Origin of the sequence: Shewanella sp. SR1 (assembly GCF_020447145.1) — a bacterium.
Taxonomy (GTDB): Bacteria; Pseudomonadota; Gammaproteobacteria; order Enterobacterales; family Shewanellaceae; genus Shewanella; species Shewanella baltica.
The window spans coordinates 1-15,574 of record NZ_JAJAEF010000021.1 but is presented as its reverse complement, the minus strand read 5'-3'; the positions used below and the strand labels follow the sequence as shown (position 1 = coordinate 15,574).

At 47.6% G+C, this 15,574-nt stretch carries 12 protein-coding genes; 9 read left to right on the top strand and 3 right to left on the bottom strand.

The annotated features are described in order from the left end of the window. The first annotated feature begins 97 nt into the window (after nucleotides 1–97). Nucleotides 98–1,069, top strand: a complete 972-nt coding sequence (locus KV201_RS17130; RefSeq protein WP_226060016.1) for a diguanylate cyclase — start codon at nucleotides 98–100, stop codon at nucleotides 1,067–1,069. 119 nt (nucleotides 1,070–1,188) lie between these two features. On the opposite strand, the gene KV201_RS17125 is transcribed toward KV201_RS17130, so the two are convergent. Beyond that, nucleotides 1,189–2,148, bottom strand: a complete 960-nt coding sequence (locus KV201_RS17125) for a sodium-dependent bicarbonate transport family permease (RefSeq protein WP_226060015.1) — start codon at nucleotides 2,146–2,148, stop codon at nucleotides 1,189–1,191. Between the two features lie 138 nt (nucleotides 2,149–2,286). Between KV201_RS17125 and KV201_RS17120 the strand changes: the two genes are divergently transcribed. Beyond that, nucleotides 2,287–3,285, top strand: a complete 999-nt coding sequence (locus KV201_RS17120; protein ID WP_226060014.1) for a LysR family transcriptional regulator — start codon at nucleotides 2,287–2,289, stop codon at nucleotides 3,283–3,285. Between the two features lie 183 nt (nucleotides 3,286–3,468). Here the strand turns inward: KV201_RS17120 and KV201_RS17115 are convergent, their stop codons facing one another. Beyond that, complete coding sequence (locus tag KV201_RS17115) at nucleotides 3,469–5,094, bottom strand: methyl-accepting chemotaxis protein (protein WP_226060013.1); 1,626 nt, start codon at nucleotides 5,092–5,094, stop codon at nucleotides 3,469–3,471. 691 nt (nucleotides 5,095–5,785) lie between these two features. Next, nucleotides 5,786–7,096, bottom strand: a complete 1,311-nt coding sequence (gene zapE, locus KV201_RS17110; RefSeq protein ID WP_226060012.1) for a cell division protein ZapE — start codon at nucleotides 7,094–7,096, stop codon at nucleotides 5,786–5,788. Between the two features lie 282 nt (nucleotides 7,097–7,378). Between zapE and KV201_RS17105 the strand changes: the two genes are divergently transcribed. The 7 genes from KV201_RS17105 to KV201_RS17075 all read left to right on the top strand — a co-directional run bounded on the left by KV201_RS17105 (nucleotide 7,379) and on the right by KV201_RS17075 (nucleotide 15,455). Continuing rightward, nucleotides 7,379–8,182, top strand: a complete 804-nt coding sequence (locus tag KV201_RS17105; protein ID WP_226060011.1) for a polymer-forming cytoskeletal protein — start codon at nucleotides 7,379–7,381, stop codon at nucleotides 8,180–8,182. 612 nt (nucleotides 8,183–8,794) lie between these two features. Then, a complete protein-coding gene (locus tag KV201_RS17100) occupies nucleotides 8,795–10,078 on the top strand; it encodes an OprO/OprP family phosphate-selective porin (protein ID WP_226060010.1) in 1,284 nt (427 codons plus the stop codon). A 12-nt stretch (nucleotides 10,079–10,090) separates the two neighbouring features. Further along, nucleotides 10,091–11,044: a tripartite tricarboxylate transporter substrate binding protein gene (locus KV201_RS17095; protein WP_226060009.1), complete on the top strand. Its 954-nt coding sequence runs from the start codon at nucleotides 10,091–10,093 to the stop codon at nucleotides 11,042–11,044. A 10-nt stretch (nucleotides 11,045–11,054) separates the two neighbouring features. After that, complete coding sequence (locus KV201_RS17090; RefSeq protein WP_006082912.1) at nucleotides 11,055–11,522, top strand: tripartite tricarboxylate transporter TctB family protein; 468 nt, start codon at nucleotides 11,055–11,057, stop codon at nucleotides 11,520–11,522. Between the two features lie 2 nt (nucleotides 11,523–11,524). Further along, nucleotides 11,525–13,045 carry a tripartite tricarboxylate transporter permease gene (locus KV201_RS17085; protein ID WP_011623841.1) on the top strand — a complete coding sequence of 507 codons (1,521 nt, stop codon included), beginning with the start codon at nucleotides 11,525–11,527 and terminating at the stop codon, nucleotides 13,043–13,045. 15 nt (nucleotides 13,046–13,060) lie between these two features. Next, nucleotides 13,061–14,674, top strand: coding sequence for a sensor histidine kinase (locus KV201_RS17080; RefSeq protein WP_226060008.1), 1,614 nt, complete (start codon nucleotides 13,061–13,063; stop codon nucleotides 14,672–14,674). A gap of 100 nt (nucleotides 14,675–14,774) precedes the next feature. Continuing rightward, a complete protein-coding gene (locus KV201_RS17075; protein ID WP_012088376.1) occupies nucleotides 14,775–15,455 on the top strand; it encodes a response regulator in 681 nt (226 codons plus the stop codon). The last annotated feature ends 119 nt before the right edge of the window (nucleotides 15,456–15,574 follow it).

Genomic DNA, 15,574 nt, shown 5'->3' with positions numbered 1-15,574 from the left:
TCTAAAGGGAGTAAGGCTGAAACGAATATCAGCCTTAACACCGCAAGAATGCACAATTTAGGCTAGAGTTTAATGAGAGCAGTTAGCAGAGAGCACCATGCAATTACCTACTATCCCTGAAAACGAGCTGCAACGTTTGGCCACGTTACGCGCACTCAATGTGCTCGACACCGATGCCGAGGAACGTTTCGATCGTATTACTCGGCTCACGCGCAGAATTTTCTCTTTGCCGATTTGTGTTGTGACCTTAGTGGATGCCGAGCGGCAGTGGTTTAAATCTCGCCAAGGATTGGAGGTGGCTGAAACACCACGGGAAATTTCATTTTGTGGCCATGCGATTAATCAAGACGATATTTTTATCGTAAACGACGCCCTCAAAGATCCGCGCTTTAGTGACAATCCTCTGGTGACTGAGCAGCCACATATTCGCTTTTACGCTGGCTATCCCTTAACCATTCATAGGCAATATCGGGTCGGGACCTTGTGTTTAATCGGCACTGAACCGCGAGAGTTTACGGCTGAAGATATTGAAACCTTGACGGATTTAGGCGAAATGGTGGAGGCGGAATTACTCTCTATCGCGCAAAACACCTTAGATCCTTTGACCACGATTTCGAATCGGCGTGGATTTGAGTTACTGGCCCATCAGGCGCTGGCGAGTTGTCGACGTACCGAATCTGAGGCGGCCTTACTCTTCTTCGATCTCGATTTCTTTAAGGAAGTGAATGACAACTTTGGTCACCTCAAGGGCGACCAAGTGTTATACGATTTTGCCCATATCTTGATGACCGCTTTTAGGGAGTCGGATGTGATTGCAAGGCTTGGCGGTGATGAGTTTGTGGTGCTATTAAGTTTTGTGCATAGAGATACAGTCGATCGCGTGATTGAGCGTTTTAAGCAATTACTTGAGCAATATAATCAACAGCATCCTAAGCAAAATAGCTTAGCGACCAGTATTGGTATCGCCCATTGGACGCCAGATTCTGATGTGAGCTTAGAGGATCTGTTAGATTCCGCCGATAAAGCCATGTATCAGGATAAAGCCGCGCACCACAGTGATGCGCCTTAAATTATGTGCACTAAATGATGCGCCTTAAATCATGTGTGCTTAAGCAAGATGAAAAGGGAGACAATAATGTCTCCCTTTTCATTGGTTTTTATTCGGCGAAGAAGTACTAAGCTACGCCATTAAGCCGTAATGAGCATGACCCAGTGTTGATATAAAGGTAAGCCAATTAACACATTAACCGGAAATGTAATGCCGAGTGAGGCCAGCATAGCCAGTCCAATATTGGCTTCGGGTATTGCGGCTCGAATGGCCGCAGGCGCTGCGATATAAGATGCACTGGCACTTAATGCCGCTAGCACTAAAATGCTGCCAGAAGGTAAGTCCAACCATAATCCTACGGCAATACCGCACCAAGCCAATACAAAGGGCGTTACGGCGGCGAACACCAATAAGCGCCATTGTTTTAGTGGTAGCGGCAAACACACTTTGGCCGTCACTAAGCCCATTTCCAGTAAAAATAATGCCAGTAAAGTTTTGAATCCGCCTAGTAGCACAGGTGTGAGCGGCGCAAGCCCCGTTGGGCCGTAAAGCCAACCTATCACTACTCCACCCACGAGTAAGACAACGCCGCGGCTGGTTAACGCTTCGTGCAATACGCTCGATTGAGTTTCATTCTTGGGTGATGTTTCAATTGCTTTTTTGGCGCTTAAGTACCTGTGTAGCCAGAGCATCACGACGATCGCCGGCAGCTCCAGCAGCACGAGATACAGGGTGGTTTCGGGTCTTAATATCAACCCTGATTTTTCCACCATAGCCATCACCACCGCAAAGGTTCCCGCGCTAACGGAGCCGTAATGGGCGGCAATGCTAATGGCATCTGTGTGACCAATGCGAACCAGCCGAGTTAACACTGGGTATAGGGCCAAGGGGATAATAAAGCCTAAAGCAACAACCGCTAACAGCTCAGTGATCACTAAGTTTTGGGTGTGACCGTGGAGCGCCATTCCGCCCTTTAAGCCCAAAGTGAGCATTAACAGTATGGATAGGGTTTCGTAGATCGCGGGGGGGACTTTAAGATCTGACTTCGCTAGGCCAGCTAACAAGCCTAAGGCGAAAAAGGCAATGACAATATCGGGCATAAGTATCTCATTAAGTTTGATTTTTAAGCCGTACAAAACAGGCTTAATTGTCGGGTGATCCTGATGGCTGGTGATTTTGGACCTAATTGGTTATATTGAAAAATAAATTGTTTACCACTTAGGTATAGATAATTGTCTATGGATAAGCGTTCGTCATCGACTCAGCTTAAATTGCGGCACTTGAGTTTCCGTTTGCTGCAGGTGTATGTGCAAGTGGTGCGGTTAGGCAATATTTCCGCAGCGGCGAGGGCCTTGCATTTAACCCAACCCACAGTGTCATTACAGCTTAAAAAGCTGGCCGATGTATTGGGTGAGCCGTTACTCGAGAGTCGTGAAGGCCGCATGTTACCGACCTTGATTGGCAATGAACTCTACCGCGCCGCCTGCGATACCTTGAGTCGTTTTGAGGATTTCGATGCCTTTATGCAGCAGGCCAAAGGTGGCAGCGTCGGGCATATTAATATCGGTATCGTCACTACCGCCAAATACGTGTTACCACGGATTTTAGGGGCTTTTTATCGGCAGTTTCCGCAGGTTAAAGTGACCTTAAACATAGGTAACCGTGCCCATGTGTTGGGCCGATTTGAGCGCCAAGAAGATGATTTATATCTGTTTAGTCATCCTCCTAGTGGCGATAACGTCTTATCTGCGCGGATCATTAAAAACCCGCTGCAATTGATTGCGCCAAAAGATCATTGGGCGGTGGGCCGTGAACAAGTGAATTTTAACGATCTTAAAAATGAGCGTTTTATCGTGCGCGAGCCAGGTTCTGCCACCCGCTTGATGTTCGAGTCTTGGTGCAGCGGTCAAGGCATCACGCTTAGTGACACTATGCAAATTGAGAGCAATGAGGCGATACGCTTAAGCGTCGCGTCGGGCTTAGGCTTGTCTGTGATTTCGGCGCACACGCTGCAAGAAGGGCGCGAAAAACCGGCTATTTTGCCGGTAACGGGTTTTCCGCTCGAAAGTAACTGGTATCTAGTGGGCCGCAAAGATCGCCGCTTGCCCTATGCCGCCATGCAGCTGGTGGACTTTATGGCTGCGCATTTGGCCGAGTGTATCGAGCCTGAATGGGTTGCCGCCGATATCAGTGAACTGGCTATGCACTTTAATCATGCGCCGCAAACTCTGTCTTAGCTGAGTTCATGTTTTTGATACTGAATGATTTTATTAAGTTAGAGATGTGGTTATACATTGAGGGTAACGTTTTTTCGCACACCTTGTGCAGTTACCCTCTGGTTCCCTTGTAAAACGAGATTTGACCTCAAATCGAAAAGCGAGGCTTTTGGCCTTAAATCGCGACGACTTTACCTGGTGACTTTATACCTTAAAGCGCGTCAGCAAGTTGTTCAGTTCAACCGCTAACCTTGATAGTTCATGTGCCGATGCACTGGTTTGCTGGGCTCCCGCGGCGCTTTGGCTGGCGAGATCGCTAATGTTCACAATGTTTTTATCGACCTCACGGGCGACTTTCGCTTGTTCTTCGGCTGCGCTTGCGATGACCATATTGCTGTTGTTCATCGTACTGATTTGAGTGTTGATCGTGTTCAATGCATCCCCAGCGAGCCTTGCGACAGCGAGTGCTTGCTCTGCCTTTTGGCCGCTGTGCTGCATCGATAGCACAGCGGTTTCGGTGCCGTGCTGGATCTTGTTGATCATGTCTTCAATTTCACGGGTCGAAGACTGAGTACGGTGGGCTAGTGCGCGCACTTCATCGGCAACCACCGCAAAACCACGGCCAGTATCGCCCGCTCGCGCCGCTTCAATGGCTGCGTTGAGGGCCAGTAAATTCGTTTGCTCGGCAATTGCGCGGATCACATCTAAAACTTTACCAATATCGACAGCTTGCATGGCTAAGGTTTGGACAATTTGCGAACTTTGCGTCACATCCTGATTCATGTCGAGAATGGCGGCGACGGTTTGATCTACCTGTTTTTTACCTAATTCAGTATTGCGGGCAGTTTCTTCTGAGGCCTCTGAAGCGAGGACTGCGGTATTAGCGACTTCATCCACCGCCGAACTCATCTCGGTAATTGCGGTTGCAGCCTGTTGTATTTCATCATTTTGTTGCTGTATACCGCGGGAAGCATCTTCAGTCACAGAATTGAGTTCTTCGGCGGCGGAGGCGAGTTGGTTAGAGGAGTTTGCGATGTGGGATAAGGTATCGCGCAGGTTCTGCTGCATCCCTGCTAATGAACGCATCAGCTGACTGGTTTCATCATTGCCATCTGTACGGATTTTCTGCGTTAAATCACCGCTTGCGACCGTCACTGAAATATCTACTGCTTCTTTCATCGGCTGCACAATACTGCGGGTTAAGAGTGTGGCCACGACAAATGCGGCAATCAAGGAGGCTATTATCACTACGCTGTTGAGTAGCTTACTTTCCTCGTAGGCTTGTGCGGTGATCTCGCCCTGTTTGCCTGCATATTCGGTATTTAAGTCGCCAATGCTGATAAGCGTTTTAGTTATTTTATCAGCTTGTAACGTCATCACTTCATCCATTATCCGTTTAGCTTCAGTCGTGTCATTGGCCTGCAGCTTACTGATCATTTGATCTTGATTCTGTAAATACAGCTCTAAATTATGACTAAAATCCTGATACAGGGCTTGCTCACCAGGCAAACTAATTAAAGGCTCGTAGGCCTTTTGATCCGTTTTAATGTTCTCGCGAATTTGCCTTAAGGTTTCGAGCCCTTTGTCACGCTCAGCCGCCGAATCGGCGAGTAATAGACGAAATGTAAATACCCTAGCGCGCATCACGTTAAGATTGATGCTCGACAGCGTGACGAGCGTTGGTAGGGTATTTTTTTCAATTTCTTCTGAGGAGACTCGCATGGATGACATCGTTTGTAATGACATCAGCCCCTGAAGTAACAAGACTAGACCGAGTAAGCCAAACGCAGTAATGAGTCGTGAGCCAATCTTAATTTGTCGTAACCACATAAGCGAATCGTCCCTGTATTTAAATTAGTTCCGTCTAAGGTCGTTCTTACTGCTTTTTAGTTAATACTTTCGAATTACTAATATCGAGCCATGAAGTTCGAGTAAATAGTAAAGTTGAACTTATGCTTCCTAACTTTAAAACTAAGCGTTATAACGCAGAGTCGGAACTATGAGTCTTTGGTTTAATACACTATAGATTATATTTTTAAAATTTCTTGTCGTAGAGTGTAAATTTAATTGATTAAAACCTGTAGGGCGTAAATTAGCATAATTGAAACTAAGTTATACCGTACCTTAAATATCTAGGTTAGCAAACCGTATTGCTGAATTGAGTGGGGTAATGCCTTTGGTTTTATTAAGGTTAGTAGTCTAAATAAAGGAGTGAACTGTGATTAGTATTTTGATTTTAAATGGTTAAAGTGAAGTTTTGTGCTGATTTTATAAGGTTTTAGATTGGCAATCTAGGTCATTAGTCTCATGTTTCATGTTTCATGTCGGTCGTTTTAAAGGTGTTATTCAAGCTTTTACTATTCTGATAGTACAAGTTACTTCGTAATCTACTGTTCCTTTGGACGTTTTTATTTTTTGCTAATGATTGTCCAATAATAGTTTGAGCAAAATTTTGGTACTTATTTCTTGTCTCTTCCTTGTCTATTTTCTTGTTTATGCGAAGCGATAAATCATAAATCTTTTACGCTAATTCATGTCGGCTCATTTCTATTAATCGGCTGTAGGTGCGGCGGAATTCAAAACTAAGTGCGCCACCTTGGTAGAGTTCGCTCAGTGGCACGTCGCAGCTGAGATAGAGGCTGACATTTTGATCGTATAACTCATCAATTAAGCTGATAAAACGTCGCGCAGGGTCGTCGTTGGCGGCGTAGGATAGTTTGCGCTCGCCCGTAGTTGCGGCTTGGTTTTCTCCTGTGCCGTCCTCCGTGCCGCGAGCACGGATCCAGCCTTTCACTTCGCCGCCTAATTTGGGAACGCCGCTCACCATTAAGATCTTAAATCGACTGGCGATCTCGATGTAATCGAGTTGGGATCTCGGGCCGTCACACAGGGCATAAAAGTCGAACCAAGCAACAGCGTTGTCTATGGGCTCTAAAGCTGCGCGGATCACTGGGATTTCACGGTTGCAGATGGTGAGGCTAGCATTGCTCATTCTGCTATCACTCATGCTAGAACCGCTAATACCAGTATTACTAATGCCAATAGCACTCATACTGAGCGCATTTGGCATTAACCCATTCACTAGCTTGTCAAAAATCCGCTCAAAATCGAGTGTTCCGGTAATGCCGATATTGCGGGAAATCGAGGTACTCATTTCAGCGCTATCAATGCCAATCTCGTTGTTTAATACAGCATTGATGGCGTGCATCCTGTGGTCTTGGTTGCCATCGAGATGCAGCATTTGCGTGTGTGTTTGCAGCAGTTGGATACAAGGTAAAAATCTGTGTCTGGCTAAGCCGTTCTCATATAAGCGCTCAATAGGAATATTAGAGGTCGCGACTAGCACCACACCTTGTTCGAATAGGCACTCAAATAGCCCTGCGAGTATCATGGCATCGCCAATGTCTGAGACAAAAAACTCATCGAAACACAGCACCTTGCACTCTTTCGCGAGATTTTTAGCAATCAGGGTTAGCGGATCTCGTTTACCCGAATGCTCACGCAGTGCATTGTGTATCCGTGCCATAAAGCGGTGGAAATGCAGTCTTAACTTGCCTTCACTTTGCAAACAATCGAAAAACAAATCCATCAGAAAGGTTTTACCCCGACCGACATCACCCCACAGATACAAGCCTTTGATGGATTGTGAATGGGAGAGGCGAGCTGAATAGGCTTGTGGCATCAAGTGTTTAAATAACATATCGAGCGCCAACACCGCCTGTTGCTGCGCCGGATCGTCAACTAGATTTTCGCTCACTTTGGCGCGATACACTTCCAGTGGCGTCATCATTGGCGTTATCGATTGCGAGCTAGCGGAGTTTGAATGAGCCATGTCGGGGTCTCGTTGGCGGTTGTTTTAGGTGTTTACTGCAGTCAGTGTGTGCTTTAGCTTTGATTAAGTGCGATATCAGCGCTCGCCTTTTGAGGCATCATGCTACTCATACTTAGGTACTCGGGAGCCATATTGCAAGATTCTCAGGGTAACATAGTCGCTGGCGTGACTTAAATCCCGCTCTGAGGCTTAGGTCAAATACTAAACGAAACCAGTGCTTTATTCTCGGGGACTTTTACCTTAACATCTTTGTCACAAAAATAATGATATGGAATGAATCCTATGGCTAGCAAAGGCAATGGCATTACTTTTATCAGTGCACAAACCTCGATTGAGGGTGACATCCAGTTAGAGAGCACGGCATTAATTGCGGGTAAATTGCAGGGCAAGATTGGCTCAGCGGGACAAATTAAGATCGAACTTGGCGGCGAGATCTCCGGTGAAGTCAGCTGTGATGAGTTGCGGGTGTGCGGCGTATTTAGTGGTCGAGTCTGTTGTAATAAGTTGATTATTACCAGTTCTGGAGTGGTTGACGGTGAAGTTGCTAGCCATCAGATGGAGATTTACGAAGGCGGCCAGTTTATTGGTCAGCGCATTAAAGGCCCTGAGCTTGATGCCTTGCCTGATATGCTAAAAGCGATCGCCCCAGCGGCTCAACGCTCGGATGCGCACCTATATGCCAGTGAGAGCGGTTCATTAAGAGGCGATAATCGGGCGATTCGCCCTTGGTTGTATGTTGCTGCGGCAACTGTCGTCATCGCCTTGGGCTTTAGTTTTGGACCCGAGCAATTGCGTGAGTGGTTACCGAATGTGAGTGATAGCCCGCTCAATACTGAAGTGTCTCCCGTGACTCAGGAGCTGGATGTTGAAAAGGGTTTCAATCCATTACTCACAGAACAAATGACTGCCCCAGATACCGCGAATGCCGACAATACGGCGGCGTTATCCGCAGATCCGGATCCGCTGGCTTTATCGCAGGATTCTGCGATGGAAGATTTACAGCAAATGGAACAAGGCCATGCACAGATGGCGCAGGGTGATAATGGCACCGCTCCCACCAGCGAGAATGCAGGCAATAAGCTCTGATTGCTAAGCGATAAGCTCGAATTTATTAGCTTGAATCAATTAGCTTGAATTTATTAGCTTGAATCAATTAGCTCGAATAAATAGGTGCTCGCATCGTTGGGTCGAGCATTTGGTGTTTTTTGTTCGACCACAGTTATTTGCTCATCGTTGCTAATGCTTATCGCCCAATATCCTACTCAATATCCCTTCAAGTATTGATGCTAGTTCCCTCAGAAGCGCTTAATGGCGCTTTGCTTTTATTGATGGCTTCTATGCTTAATTTAACGTTATAAGGGCAAATTCGTCCTATTTTTCTGCTATTTCACTCATTTGTTAACATTCAGCGTTCGCTAATATTCCTGTCATATTTTCATTGAGTTATCTCTCATTCTTACCCGTTTTGTGCACTTCAAGCCGTTTCCCTTGAGTTAAGTTCATTTTGTTCATGAACTTTATGATTTTTAGTCACCTTAAGTCCCTTAATGAAGATTAAGTGCGTTAAATATCTTTAACGAAATGTTAACGATACATTTCATCCTCTGGGCGAGGAAGTAGTCCGTCACAGACCTGACACAATTCTAATAACACAGGCATTCCCACAGGGAATGGCAGACTGCAATACAGGAGGCATTGATGCCTAGATTGACCTTACTTGCCGCGGCAACCGCTGTGGCTTTTACAGGTTTTGCGAATGCGCAAGACTTAACGCCACAAGAGCTTCAAGCACAACTCACCCAATTGACTCAAGAAGTTAACCAGCTAAAACAACAGCAGGCAGCGAATGCCACTGCGACTTCATCATCTAAGCCTAGCGCGCCAGCTTTTGAGATAGGTGGTCGCATTCAGCTCGATTACAACCTCTTCAATGGTGCCTATAACGCCGAACATAACGGCAGTAGCGCGCAGGATATTTTCCCTCGCCGAGTCCGTACCTTTGTTGAAGGCGAATTACAGGATTGGGATTACAAGCTACTGCTTGAATTTGCTGAAAATACCGCTGAAATCGTCATGGCTCGGATGCGTTATTCGGGTTTTGAGAATGGCCCTAAACTGCAATTTGGTAAGTTGCGTGAGGATATCAGCCTCGATGCGCTCACCAGCAGTAATCACATTGCGCTGATCGAACGTTCTAGCCTCGCCGATACTATGTCACCGTACTTCCGCTGGGGTGTTTCTGCATATCAATATTTCCCCAGCACAGGTTTACGTTACGCCTTGGGTGTTTATAAAAACGATGCCTTTGGTAGCGATGGCAAAGATGAAACCGATGATTTGAACTATGCCCTGAGCTCGCGAGTGACTTGGTCACAGGCCAAAGAACCGGGCCAAGTGTTACATGCGGGCTTGTGGTACTCAGCACGTCAAATGGGCGGCGATGACTTGTCTGCCAGCTTTGCCCGCGGCGAACTGCGCGAGACTAATACTCGCCTGATTAACTATGTCGCCGGTGGTGAAACCGCAGCGATTGATAATCTAAACCAAGCGGGTTTAGAACTGGCATTTCAACATAAGGCTTTGTTACTACAAGGCGAATACGCTCAGCGCAGTTTAAACACCCAAGATCCTCAGTCAGTGCTCGATGGTGAGCGTTATCAGGCGTATTACCTGCAGGCGAGTTATTTCTTAACGGGCGAACAGCGCAGCTATTCCAAGGGCAGCGCGGTGTTTTCTCAGCCTAAGGGCGTAACCGATGCATGGGAATTGGCGGCACGTTTTTCTAGCGTGGATGCGAGCTCCGACTTCCAAGGCACTAAAGCTCAGACCTACACCTTAGGCGTGTCTTACTACTTCAATCCAAAAATCAAAGTGATGGCTAACTACATCCATTCTTCCGTCGATGGCGCAGGCACGATTGCCTTAGTCGGCAATGAAGATGTGGGCGATGCCTTCGCTGCCCGTTTGCAATACGTGTTTTAGGAGTAATGAATCATGTTGAAAATGAAATCTTTAGTCATGAGTGCGCTGTTACTTGGTGCCTCTGGCATGGCGAGTGCTGATATCCACTTTATCATTCCTGGCGGTCCAGGCGGTGGTTGGGATACCACAGCGCGCGGTGTCGGTGAAGCTTTAGTGAAGTCGAAAATCGATGGTAATGCCTCTTTTGAGAACCTCTCGGGTGGCGGTGGCGGTCGTGCGATTGCCTCTATGATCAAATCGAAAAACAAACAGGGCGATATTTTACTGGTTAACTCGACTCCGATTGTGCTTCGTGCACTTTCTGGGCAAATCCCGTTTAGTTATCGTGATTTAACGCCGGTTGCAGGCATAGTCGCCGATTACGGTGCCTTTGTGGTTCGTAACGATTCACCGTTGAAAAACTGGGACGATGTGTTGGCGGCCTTTAAGGCGGATCCACAAAGATTCAATATCGCTGGCGGCTCGGCGCGCGGCAGTATGGATCACTTAGTTGCGGCGCAAGCGATTGCGGCGGCGGGCTTAGATGGCGGTCGTTTACGTTATGTTCCCTACGATGCGGGTGGTCAAGCTAAGGCTGGCTTACTTTCGGGCGAAGTCGATTTATTGTCGACGGGATTCAGTGAAGCTTTAGAAATTGCGGGCAGTGGTCAAGGTCGGATCCTTGCGATGACGGCGCCAGAAATCGTTGCCGAGCATCCAGAGGTTCCGACGATTAAATCCCTCGGTTATGACATGACGTTTACTAACTGGCGCGGCTTTTTCGCGGCACCCGATACGCCTAAAGCCAAAGTTGATGAGTATGTGGCCAAGTTTGCGGCGCTGATTAAGACGCCTGAATGGGAACAAGTGCGTGCACGTAATGGTTGGATCAATCTGTTTGAACCCCAAGCCGAATTCATTAAGTCATTGGAAGCACAGGAGCGACAGCTTAAAGCCACTATGTTGCAACTGGGCTTTATTAAGTAAGGAGTGACAGATGTTGAATCGTGATCTGATTGGTTCCTTGCTATTTGTCGCCGTGTTTACCGGATATGGCGTGCTGGCATGGCAAATTCCCTTATTGCCGTTTGAAGAATTTGAAGTCGTGACGTCTTCCACTATGCCGAAGATTTATGCTGCCATGGGGCTGATGTTTAGTCTGTTCTCTCTGGTTGCCGTCTTGCTAAAAGGAAACACGGTTCAACAGCGGGGGGCGCTGCTGACTAAAGCCGCCTTACAACAAACCGCGGCGCTGATTGTGCTGATGGTCTTGTATGCCGCCGGACTCGAACCGTTGGGGTTTGTTGTCGCTACCTTATTGTTTTTGGTCGCTGGATTTTGGTTGATGGGAGAGCGCCGCTTTAAGATTTTGCTGCTCGCCTCTGTGCCCGTGGTGTTGGTGTTCTGGGTGTTGATGACGCAAGTCTTAGGTATCTACTTGGCCTCAGGTTCTCTTTGGAGTTAACTATGTTCGATGCAATGTTTATTGGTCTATCGACCGCGTTTGAATTGCAAAACCTCATGTATGTGGTCTTAGGCTGCTTGGTCGGCACAGTGATCGGTATGCTGCCGGGATTAGGGCCGATCACAGCGATCGCTCTGATGATCCCTGTGACTTACAGTATTGGCCCCAGTTCAGGGATGATCTTAATGGCGGGCGTGTACTACGGCGCTATTTTTGGTGGGTCGACTTCATCAATTCTGATCAACGCCCCGGGCGTGGCAGGAACGGTTGCGACGTCATTCGATGGTTATCCGATGGCGCAAAAAGGCATGGCGGGCAAAGCATTAGCGATTGCGGCCTATGCTTCGTTTACCGGCGGCACTATCGGCGCCATTATGTTGATGGTCGCGGCGCCATTATTAGCGCAAGTATCACTGAGCTTTCAATCGGGCGATTATGTGGTCTTGATGTTCCTCGGTTTGACGGCCATTGCAGCGTTTTCGAATCGTGGCGATTTCCTCAAGGCCATGATGATGACTCACTTAGGTTTGTTGCTCTCGTCAGTGGGGATCGATCCTTTCTCGGGGATGGAACGCTTCACCTTCGGTCAGCCAGATTTACTCGATGGCATCAGTTTTCTGTTAATCGCTATGGCAACTTTTGCCCTGTCGGAAGCGTTAATGAATGTGATTAAGCCGCCGAAGTCGACAGAAAACATCAACTTTTCAGCGCAGCCTATTGGTAGCACTCGCTTAACCAAAGAGGAAGTGAAAGAGATAGCGCCTGTGATTGGTCGCTCTTCGATTTTCGGTTTTTTGATTGGGGTATTACCGGGCGCAGGCGCAACGATTGCCAGCTTTATGGCCTACGGCACTGAGCGTAATTTATCCCGCGGCGCGAAACGCGATGAGTTCGGTAAGGGCTCGATTCGCGGTGTTGCGGCGCCTGAGTCGGCTAACAATGCGGCCTGTACTGGCTCATTTGTCCCCTTATTAACTTTGGGTATTCCGGGGTCGGGTACCACAGCAATCATGCTCGGTGCATTGATCGCTTATGGTATTCAACCTGGCCCTATGTTGATGCAAGAGCGTCCAGACGTGTTTTGGTCTGTGATTATCTCTATGTATTTCGGCAATATTATTCTGCTGGTACTGAATTTACCGCTGATCCCTTATTTTGCCAAAGTGCTGGCTTTGCCTAAGTCGATTCTGACTGTGATGATTTTGTTCTTCAGTTTGATTGGGGTGTATTTAGTCTCATTTAATACCTTCGATCTGTTCTTGATGATAGGTTTTGCGATTGTCGCTGTGGTGCTACGTTTGCTGGCATTCCCAATGGCGCCGCTGCTACTGGGCTTCATCCTTGGGGATATGATTGAGCGTAACTTCCGCCGTGCTATGATCGCCTCCGATGGTTCTTTGAGCTTCCTGTGGGAACGCCCGCTAACACTGACTATCTTGATTGTGGCAATTGCGATGCTGGCTGTGCCATTGATCGGTTTTATTCGTAGTCATCGTAGTGATAAATTGGCGAAAGCCTCTTAATGTAAAGGTAAGCTAATGAGACGCCCTAAGCGCTTAGAAACGTGGTTAATCAGTGGGGTGACTTGCCTGAGTTTGTTGCTGTGCGCCTTATTTGGCGGCATCAGCTATCAAATTTTGAGTCGCAGTATTACTGAGCAATCGGGCGCTAAGGCATTAGGGCTGGCCCATGCGGTCGCGACACGGACCGATGTGATTACTGCTTTGCAAACGGGGCATTCGAGCCCCCAATTACTGGCCGCGATAGAAGGGATCCGTCTAGCGTCTAAGGCCGATTTTATCGTGGTGGGCGATACCCATAAATACCGTATCGTGCACCCAGATTCAGATAAAATTGGCAAGAAGATGGAGGGCGGTGATAGTCAAGCGGCATTAGAAGGGGAGTCTTATATCTCCGAGGCGCAGGGCAGTTTAGGTCGCTCTATTCGCGGTAAAGTGCCAGTGCTTGACGAGCAAGGCCAAATTATCGGCTTGGTTTCCGTGGGCTTTTTGAGCCAGTCCGTGGGCGCGTTAATCGATAAACGTATTCCTGAAATCATCATGACAGTCCTAGGGGTGTTATTGATGGGCGTGCTGGTGGCTTTTTGGATGGGGCGGCAAGTACGGGAGATGTTGTTCGGCTTGCAACCTGCTGAAATTGGCCGTTTATTTGTCGAGCAGGACGCGATTCTTAACACAGTGCGAATGGGTGTGGTGGCATTGGATGCCGATGGTCGTATCCGCAAGTTGAATCAAAGGGCGCGGGAGATCTTAGCCTTATCTCCGACCTGCCAACCTAATGATCTAATGTTGAGTGATTTATTGCCGCAGCACGCCGATTTTCTACTGACGAATCAAAACAAAACCATCAGGGGATTCGAGTTATTTGCCAATGAGCAATGGCTGGTGATGTCGCGGGTGCCGTTTCAGGTGCGGGATCAAAATGATGGCTTGCTGCTGACGATGCGCCCAGCCGATGAAATTGAGCGCTTGAGCCAACAACTGGCAAAAGTGCAAGAGTTTGCCGAAATGCTCAGAGTGCAAACCCATGATTACTCGAATAAACTGCATACTCTAGGCGCCTTGTTGCAACTCAAAGCCTACGACAAAGCGGTCGAATTTATCGGCCAAGAAAGCCAAGGTTGGCAGGCTCAAATCCATTTATTACTGTCGCAAATCCATGAGCCGACGATAGCCGGATTACTCTTGGGTAAGTACCACAAGGCGAAAGAGCTGAATATTGAGTTTCAAATCAGCCCAGATAGTCAACTTAGCGATGTGCAAGACGCCATTATGCTTGAGCGGATGGTGTCGATTATGGGCAACCTTATCGATAATGCCATTGAGGCCGTGCACAGGGCGAACAATCATAAGCCCCGCCGCGTGGTCGTAACTTTAGATGAAACCGCCTCTAACCTGATTTTTGATGTGGAAGACAGTGGCGATGGGATATCTAAAACCGAGTACAGCACGATATTCGATCCAGATTACAGCTCTAAGCAAGGGGCGCAGCACGGTGTGGGCATGTATATCGTCAATACTTACCTGTGTGCCTGCCATGGCAGCTTAGAGTTTGCCGACTCAGATTTAGGTGGCGCGCGTTTTTCTGTGTATATTCCCACTAAACCTTTACCTGAAGTAGGTACCGTTTAATGCATACCGTCATGATTGTTGCGGACCAAGTTGCGCGTGTTGCTGAGTTAACCGCACCGTATTTGTTTCCTGAACTTCTGCCTGAAGTAGGTATTGTTTAATGCATACAGTGATCATCGTCGAGGATGAAGTCGAAGTCGCCCATTTGGTTGCGCAATATTTGTTTTCGACTAATCGTTATAAAGTGATTGGCATGGCTAGCGATATCAGTACGGCGCGATCTTTATTGGGCGCCATCACGCCTGACCTCTTACTGCTAGACGTGTATTTACCCGACGGTAATGGTTTGAATTTACTGGCAGAATTACGCAGCCAAGGGATCCGCAGCGAAGTGGTATTGCTCACTGCGGCCAAGGAAGTGCAGATTTTAGAAAAAGCCATGCAGCTGGGGGTGTTCGATTTTTTGGTGAAACCTGTACTCTTGAGCCGGTTAGACCAAGCTTTGAGTCGATTTGAGAGCCGCCAGCTTAAACTTTCTGCCACAGAAGAGCTGACTCAATCCGTGGTCGATGCCTTTATGGAAGTGCCGACAGGGACGACCAAGGCTGCTGCTCGTTTGCCAAAGGGGGTCGATCAATTGACCCTACAGAAAATCCGTGAAGTGTTTGATGCTAAGCCGCAAGATAAACTCACGGCGCAAATGGTGGGTGAAAAGCTAGGCGTTAGCCGTTCTACCGCGCGGCGTTATTTAGAGTTTTTGTTGGAATGTAACGAGTTAGCGGCGGATCAGAGTTATGGTTCCATCGGTCGCCCCGAACGTTGCTATCACAGAGTGCGCTAGTCTTACTATTTAGCTTTTAGCTTTTAGCTTTTAGCTTTTAGCTTTTAGCTTTTAGCTTTTAGCTTTTAGCTTTTAGCTTTTAGCTTTTAGCTTTTAGCTTTTAGCTTTTAGCTTTTAGC